Annotated in this window: 6 protein-coding genes and 1 rRNA gene; all 7 read right to left on the reverse strand. The window is 66.7% G+C overall.

Annotated features, from left to right (window positions below):
- Positions 1–20: 20 nt before the first annotated feature.
- Positions 21–914, reverse strand: a complete 894-nt coding sequence (locus CW359_RS47750) for an FHA domain-containing protein (RefSeq protein WP_408647587.1) — start codon at positions 912–914, stop codon at positions 21–23.
- A gap of 130 nt (positions 915–1,044) precedes the next feature.
- The gene (locus tag CW359_RS42765) at positions 1,045–1,953 is read right to left on the reverse strand and encodes a DUF881 domain-containing protein (RefSeq protein WP_408647588.1); all 909 of its coding nucleotides are present in this window, start codon (positions 1,951–1,953) and stop codon (positions 1,045–1,047) included.
- On the reverse strand, positions 1,950–2,282 hold the full coding sequence (locus CW359_RS42770) for a small basic family protein (RefSeq protein ID WP_003988855.1): 333 nt from the start codon (positions 2,280–2,282) through the stop codon (positions 1,950–1,952). The genes CW359_RS42765 and CW359_RS42770 overlap by 4 nt, the downstream gene beginning before the upstream one ends.
- A complete protein-coding gene (locus CW359_RS42775) occupies positions 2,279–3,196 on the reverse strand; it encodes a DUF881 domain-containing protein (RefSeq protein ID WP_105975666.1) in 918 nt (305 codons plus the stop codon). Before CW359_RS42775 ends, CW359_RS42770 begins: the two co-directional genes overlap by 4 nt.
- Positions 3,197–3,294: 98 nt before the next feature.
- The gene (locus tag CW359_RS42780) at positions 3,295–5,790 is read right to left on the reverse strand and encodes a mannose-1-phosphate guanyltransferase (protein WP_105975667.1); all 2,496 of its coding nucleotides are present in this window, start codon (positions 5,788–5,790) and stop codon (positions 3,295–3,297) included.
- 114 nt (positions 5,791–5,904) lie between these two features.
- The gene (locus CW359_RS42785) at positions 5,905–6,513 is read right to left on the reverse strand and encodes a cardiolipin synthase ClsA (RefSeq protein ID WP_105975668.1); all 609 of its coding nucleotides are present in this window, start codon (positions 6,511–6,513) and stop codon (positions 5,905–5,907) included.
- A 109-nt stretch (positions 6,514–6,622) separates the two neighbouring features.
- Positions 6,623–6,739, reverse strand: a 5S ribosomal RNA gene (rrf, locus tag CW359_RS42790).
- Between the last annotated feature and the right edge of the window lie 134 nt (positions 6,740–6,873).

A 6,873-nucleotide genomic window follows, 5' to 3' on the forward strand; every position in this document is an offset into this window, starting at 1 on the left:
GGACTCGGTCCGGAGGCGGGTCAGTAGCCCCGCTGGCTCGCGTAGAACACCAGCCGGTACTTGCCGATCTGCACCTCGTCGCCGTTGTTGAGGCTGACCGAGTCGATCCGCTCACGATTGACGTACGTGCCGTTGAGGCTGCCCACGTCGGCGACGGTGAACAGGCCGTCCTGGCCACGCCGGAACTCCACATGGCGGCGCGAGACCGTCACGTCGTCCAGGAAGATGTCGCTCTGCGGATGACGGCCGGCCGTGGTCAGCTCGCCGTCCAGCAGGAAGCGGCTGCCCGAGTTCGGACCGCGGCGCACCACCAGCAGCGCCGACCCGAGCGGGAGGGCGTCCACCGCGGCCTGCGCCTCGGGCGAGAGCATCGGCATCTGCGTCTGCCCGGTGACCTCGGCGTCGTACGCCTCGATACCGGAGATGGAGATCGTGGACGTCGTCTCCGACGGACGCTCCGGGGTGGCCCCGGCCCGCAGCGGAGCGCCGCAGTTGGAGCAGAAGCGGCTGTTCTCCGCGTTGCGGTTACCGCACCTCGTACACACAAGGGCCGACATCGAGGGATCCTCCTGCCGCGGCTGCCCCGCCGGGGCATTGGACGCATAGGGGTCGGAGGAAAACTCTCCACCCGTACTTGAGGTTGACGGTTCCCCGAAACCTATGCGCCCGGACTGGGCAGGGTCAACAGACGGCGCTCCCTGACCTCCCGGAACGTCACCGCCCGGACCGCCGACCTGGTCCCGGAACAGCGGACGCTGACCCTCCGCGTCAGGCTGTGCGCGATGACGGGCGGTCGCACTGCTGTCGCTGCCCTCTCGCGCGCTCTTGCCGAACAACTTCGCAAACAACTTCACGGGCGATTCCCCTTGACCGAAACAGACCCGCCCGTGGGGCAGGACGAACCCTGACTGCACCTACCGGTCGACCCGGACATCCTCACAACGTCCGCCGCCACCCGACAGTTTCCACCACGCACCACCCATTCGGTGCGTCGACCCCCCGCAACCTCATGCCCTCCCCGGACAGCCCCCATGCACCCCCGGTTCACCGGGAGGACGACCGAGCGTAGTCAGGCTGCTTCGCCGCTCGCAAGGCGTCCACGACGATCTTGTCCGCCCGCTCCACGGTAGCGGTGGCCTGCTCCTTCTCCAGGGTCTGCACCACACCTCCGGGAATGTTCAGCGCCGGTTCGAGGTCCTGGGGCTTGCCGATGACCTTGAAACGATAGGGCGCGTCGATCTTGTTCCCGTCGACGCTCACCCCACCGCCGTCCTCGTCCGCCAGATAGGTCCCCGCGACGACCCGTACGCCGTTGACCTGGATCGCCTCGGCTCCGGCCGCGCGCAGTTCCTGGATCGCGTCGAGCAGCATGTCGGCTTCGACCGTCCCCTTCGTGTCCTCGATGGTCAGCGTGATCCCGGGCCCCTGCGCGGCCACCGTGCCCGCCAGGATGCCCAGTTGCCGCTCCTTCTCAACCGTCTGCTTCCGGGCCTCCTCAGCTTGGTCCGAGCTGTTCTCCAGCTCGGTCCGCTGGTCTTCGAGACCCTGCTTCTCGTCCTCAAGACGCTGAGTACGGTCATCCAGTTCATCGAGGATGCGTACAAGATCCTCCTGACGCGCACCGCGCAGCGCCCCGTCGCTGTCACTGGTGGACGCGACCTGGACCGCCAGCCCGAACCCGAGCCCGAACAGCAGCAGGGCGACGATGAGTTGGGCCCGGGTCACCCGCGGCGGCCACAGCCCCTTCACCAGCCGCTGACGACCGGTCAGGGACGGTCCGGGAACCTCACCGGCCGCAACGTCCGCCGTACGCCCGTCCACGGCCTCCGAGGCCGCCGCCGGGACCTCCTCGGGCAGTTCCGCACGCAACCGCGCCTCGCCCGGGTCGTTCCTGCCGTCGCTCTTGCTGCCGTTCTTGCTGTCGCTCTTGTCGTCGTCGCTCATCGGCGTCAGGCCCGGAACACGTGCCGGCGGATGGCCGCGGCGTTGGAGAAGATCCGGATACCGAGGACCACGACCACGCCCGTGGACAACTGGGCGCCCACGCCCAGCTTGTCGCCCAGGAAGACGATCAGCGCGGCCACGACGACGTTCGACAGGAACGACACCACGAAGACCTTGTCGTCGAAGATCCCGTCGAGCATGGCCCGCAGACCGCCGAACACGGCGTCCAGGGCCGCGACGACGGCGATGGGAAGGTAAGGCTCGACGACCGCGGGAACCTCGGGCCGGACCAACAATCCAGCCACGACTCCCACGACGAGGCCCAGTACCGCGATCACGATGTGCCCTTCTCTGTCTCTGTACTCGGTTGCGCTGTTCGTACGATCACACTCGGTGCTGCGGGCAGCCGGAGGTCGCTCTCCACGGAGATCCTGGTCCGGATGTCGAAGTTCTCCTGCAGCGCGGCCAGATACAGTCCGTCGGCGCTGTCCTGGAACTTACTGCTCAGCCGCTTGCCGTCCCCCACCGCGAGCACCGTGTAGGGCGGCACCAGCGGCTTGTTGTCGACCAGTATCGCGTCTCCCGCGGCCCGGATCGCCGACAGCGCCGTGAGCCGCTGCCCGTTGATCGAGACGGCCTCGGCACCGGACTGCCAGAGGCCGTTCACGACCCGCTGCATGTCGCGGTCGCGCACCCGCCCGGTGTCGGAGAACCCGGAGGTCTCCCGCGCGTCCCCGCCGGCGCCGGTGCTGGCTTCCTTCGCGTCGTCCACGACGAGCTTCACACCGGGTCCGTGCACCTCGGTCGCGCCCGACAGGATGCCCACCAGGTCGGCCTGTCCGCTGTCGCCGCCCGCGGCCTTGAGCGCGGCCCGCTGACGGGCGCTCACATCGTCGCGCAGCCGGTCGACCGAGTCCTCAAGCTTGTCGGCCGCTTCCGTCTCGCTGTCGATGCGGTCGATCAGTTCCTCGCGCTCCTTGGCGATCGCGGGTGCGGCGATCCGCGCCTGAGCGGCCCCCACGGTCACCACGAGAGCGGCGAGCACCAGCCCGGCGGCAAGCCCCAGCTTCGCCCGCAGCGGCTTCGGCACACCGCCGTCACCGGCGGCCTTCTTCCGCGCGGCGGCCTCGGCGTACCCCTCGTCGAGGCTGTGGTCCATGACGTTGGTGAGCAGCGACATGGACGCGTCCGGGCGCCGGGAACGGCTCGTGGGGATGCTCCGGACGGGGGGCTGCTGCGGCATGCCGCACATCGTCCCACGTCGCGACCACTGCCTCCGAACGGCCCCACCGGCGTGCCGGACAGGCCCCATTGGGGGCTACTGTCCGGCACGCGCGCGTGGATCCCGATTCAGCGACCGGCGCCGTCCACGACGGTGGCCCACTCGTCGAGCAGAGCCTGCGCGGAGGCGTCGTCGGGCCCCTCGGCCCACAAGTGCGTGACGGCTTCCGCCGGGTCGGGCAGCACCATCACCCAGCGCCCGTCGGTCTCGACGACCCGCACCCCGTCGGTCGTGTCGACGAACCGCTCTCCGGCCGCCTCGACGACCCGCCGCATGACAAGCCCCTTGACGGCCCAGGGAGTCGCCAGATCCCGCTTGAGGACATGCGCCCGCGGAATCCTGGCATCGATCTGGCTGAGCGTGAGTTGCGTCCGCGCGACCAGCCCGATGAGCCGTACGAAGGCCGCCGAACCGTCGAACACACTGCTGAACTCCGGCACGATGAACCCACCGCGCCCGTCCCCGCCGAAAATGGTCGCCTCGTCGCGCCCGACCCGGGTCAGATCATCGGGCGACGTGGTCGTCCACTCCACCTGGGTCCCGTGATAAGCGGCGACCTGCTCCGCGATACGCGTAGTGGTCACCGGCAACGCCACACGCCCACTGCGCCGTTCGGCAGCGACAAGATCCAGCATGACGAGCAGCGCGCGATCGTCCTCGATGATGCGCCCCTTCTCGTCGACGAGCGAAAGCCGCTCACCCACCGGGTCGAAACGCACCCCGAAGGCGGCACGCGCCGACGCCACGATCTCGCCGAGCCGCACCATCCCGGACCGCCGGGTGTCCGCGGACTCCGTCGGCCTGGACTCGTCGAGACCGGGATTGATGGTCAGCGAATCGACACCGAGCTTCCCGAGCAGACTGGGCAGTACAAGCCCCGCACTGCCGTTGGAGGCGTCCACGACGACCTTGAGCCCGGATTCCGCGATCCCGGTCGTATCGACATTCCGCAGCAACGACCCGGTGTACGAGTCGAACACACTGGCCGGGAAATGCAGATCCCCGATCTCCCCGGGAAACGCCCGCCGGTACTCCTGCCGCGCGAACACCCGGTCCAACTTCCGCTGACTGGCCTGCGAAAGGTCGGCCCCCTGCCCGTCGAAGAACATGATGTCGACGGAATCGGGCACCCCGGGAGTGGTCCGGATCATGATCCCCCCGGCACTCCCCCGAGCGGTCTGCTGCCGAGCCACGGGCAGCGGTACGTTCTCCAGATCTCGTACGTCGATGGCGCTGGCCTGCAACGCGGAGATGACCGCCCGCTTCAGCGCGCGGGCGCCTCTGGAGTGGTCGCGGGCGGTGGTGACGGTGGACCCCTTCTTCAAGGTGGTCGCGTAGGCACCGGCGAGCCGCACCGCCAGCTCGGGCGTGATCTCGACGTTGAGAATTCCGGAGACCCCACGGGCGCCGAACAGATGCGCCTGCCCCCTGGATTCCCAGATGACCGAGGTGTTGACGAAGGCACCGGCCTCGATCGTCTTGAACGGGTAGACGCGTACGTTCCCCTGGATGATCGATTCCTCACCGACGAGGCACTCGTCGCCGATGACCGCGCCGTCCTCGATCCGGGCCGCGCGCATGATGTCGGTGTTCTTCCCGATGACGCAGCCGCGCAGATTGCAGTGCTGGCCGATGTACACGTTGTCGTGCACCACGGCCTTGTGCAGAAAGGCCCCGCTCTTCACCACGACGTTCGAGCCGACGACGGTGTGCTCGCGGATTTCCACGCCAGCCTCGACCTTGGCGTAGTCCCCGATGTAGAGGGGCCCGCGGAGTACGGCGTCGGGATGCACCTCGGCGCCCTCGGCGACCCACACTCCGGGCGAGATCTCGAAGCCGTCCAGCTCGACGTCGACCTTGCCCTCCAGGACGTCGGCCTGCGCCTTCACATAGCTCTCGTGCGTGCCGACGTCCTCCCAGTAGCCCTCGGCGATATAGCCGTAGACCAGTCGGCCTTCCTTCATCAGCTGCGGGAAGACGTCACCGGACCAGTCGACGGAGACATCGGCCTCGACATAGTCGAAGACCTCGGGCTCCATGACGTAGATGCCGGTGTTCACGGTGTCGGAGAAGACCTGCCCCCAGGTCGGCTTCTCCAGGAAGCGCTCGACTTTGCCCTCTTCGTCGACGATGGTGATGCCGAATTCCAGCGGATTCGGCACCCTCGTCAGACAGACAGTGACGAGTGCACCTTTTTCCTTGTGGAAATTGATCAGCTCGGTGAGGTCGAAGTCGGTCAGGGCATCACCGGAGATGACGAGGAAAGTGTCGTCCTTCAACGCCTCTTCGGCGTTCTTGACGCTTCCGGCGGTACCGAGTGGCTTCTCCTCATTGGCATACGTCAGCTCCATCCCGAGCTCTTCGCCGTCACCGAAGTAGTTCTTGACGAGTGAGGCGAGGAACTGGACAGTAACGACTGTCTCGTTGAGCCCATGCCTTTTGAGCAGCCGCAGCACATGCTCCATGATCGGCCTGTTGGCCACTGGCAGGAGCGGCTTGGGCATGCTTGAGGTCATTGGACGAAGGCGTGTGCCTTCGCCTCCGGCCATCACGACGGCCTTCATGTCGGAAGCGTCCTCCTTGAAGAGACGACGGTCTAGCCGACTTCACCCGTCCAGATTGTCCCGCACTTTGCCGACGCGGGCCATGCGGCCACTACAGCCGCCCAATCGGCGAGCTCAATCGGCCATGGCGTCCGCACGAACCAGTCGGCGGACTTGTACCACGTAGAGGACTCCTGCCCACCAGTAGAGCGTTGTACCCCATCCTGCGAACGCCCATCCGAAAATGGCTGCGAGTGACGAGAGCCATCCACTTCCGTCACTGAGCAGAAGGAGCGGGAAGGCGTACATCAAGTTGAAGGTGGCCGCCTTCCCCAGGAAGTTCACCTGCGGTGGCGGATACCCATGACGCCTGAGGATGCCCACCATCACCAACAGAACCAGCTCTCGCGCCAGCAGTGCAGCCGTCAACCAGATTGGCAGAATCTCGCGCCAGGTGAGACCGACCAGAGTCGAGAGAATGTAGAGCCGGTCGGCAGCGGGATCGAGGAGCCGGCCAAGGCTGCTGATCTGGTTCCAGCTCCGCGCGAGCTTGCCGTCCAGATAGTCACTGATCCCGCTCAGCATCAGCACCAGGAGCGCCCAGCCGTCGCTCTTGGGGCCGCCGAACTCGGGGCGGAGGATCAGCCACAGAAAGACGGGCACGCCGACAAGACGCGCCATGCTGAGGATGTTCGGGATGGTGAGGACCCGGTCTGTCTGGACGCGGGTCTCCTGGACCTCCACCCGGGTGCCTCCTGTGGGAAACGAGCCAACGATGCCCCCTGACCCTACCTCAACGCAAAAAAGCTCCGACTCTCGGGCAGAGTGCCCAAGAGCCGGAGCTATAAAAGGAGTTCGGCGGTGTCCTACTCTCCCACAGGGTCCCCCCTGCAGTACCATCGGCGCTGTAAGGCTTAGCTTCCGGGTTCGGAATGTAACCGGGCGTTTCCCTCACGCTATGACCACCGAAACACTATGAAACAGACAACCGCACCATCACCCGTGACCTGGGTGTGGGGTTGTTCGTGGTTTCAGAACCAACACAGTGGACGCGAGCAACTGAGGACAAGCCCTCGGCCTATTAGTACCAGTCACCTCCACCCG

This window comes from Streptomyces geranii (assembly GCF_002954775.1).
Lineage (GTDB): Bacteria > Actinomycetota > Actinomycetes > Streptomycetales > Streptomycetaceae > Streptomyces > Streptomyces geranii.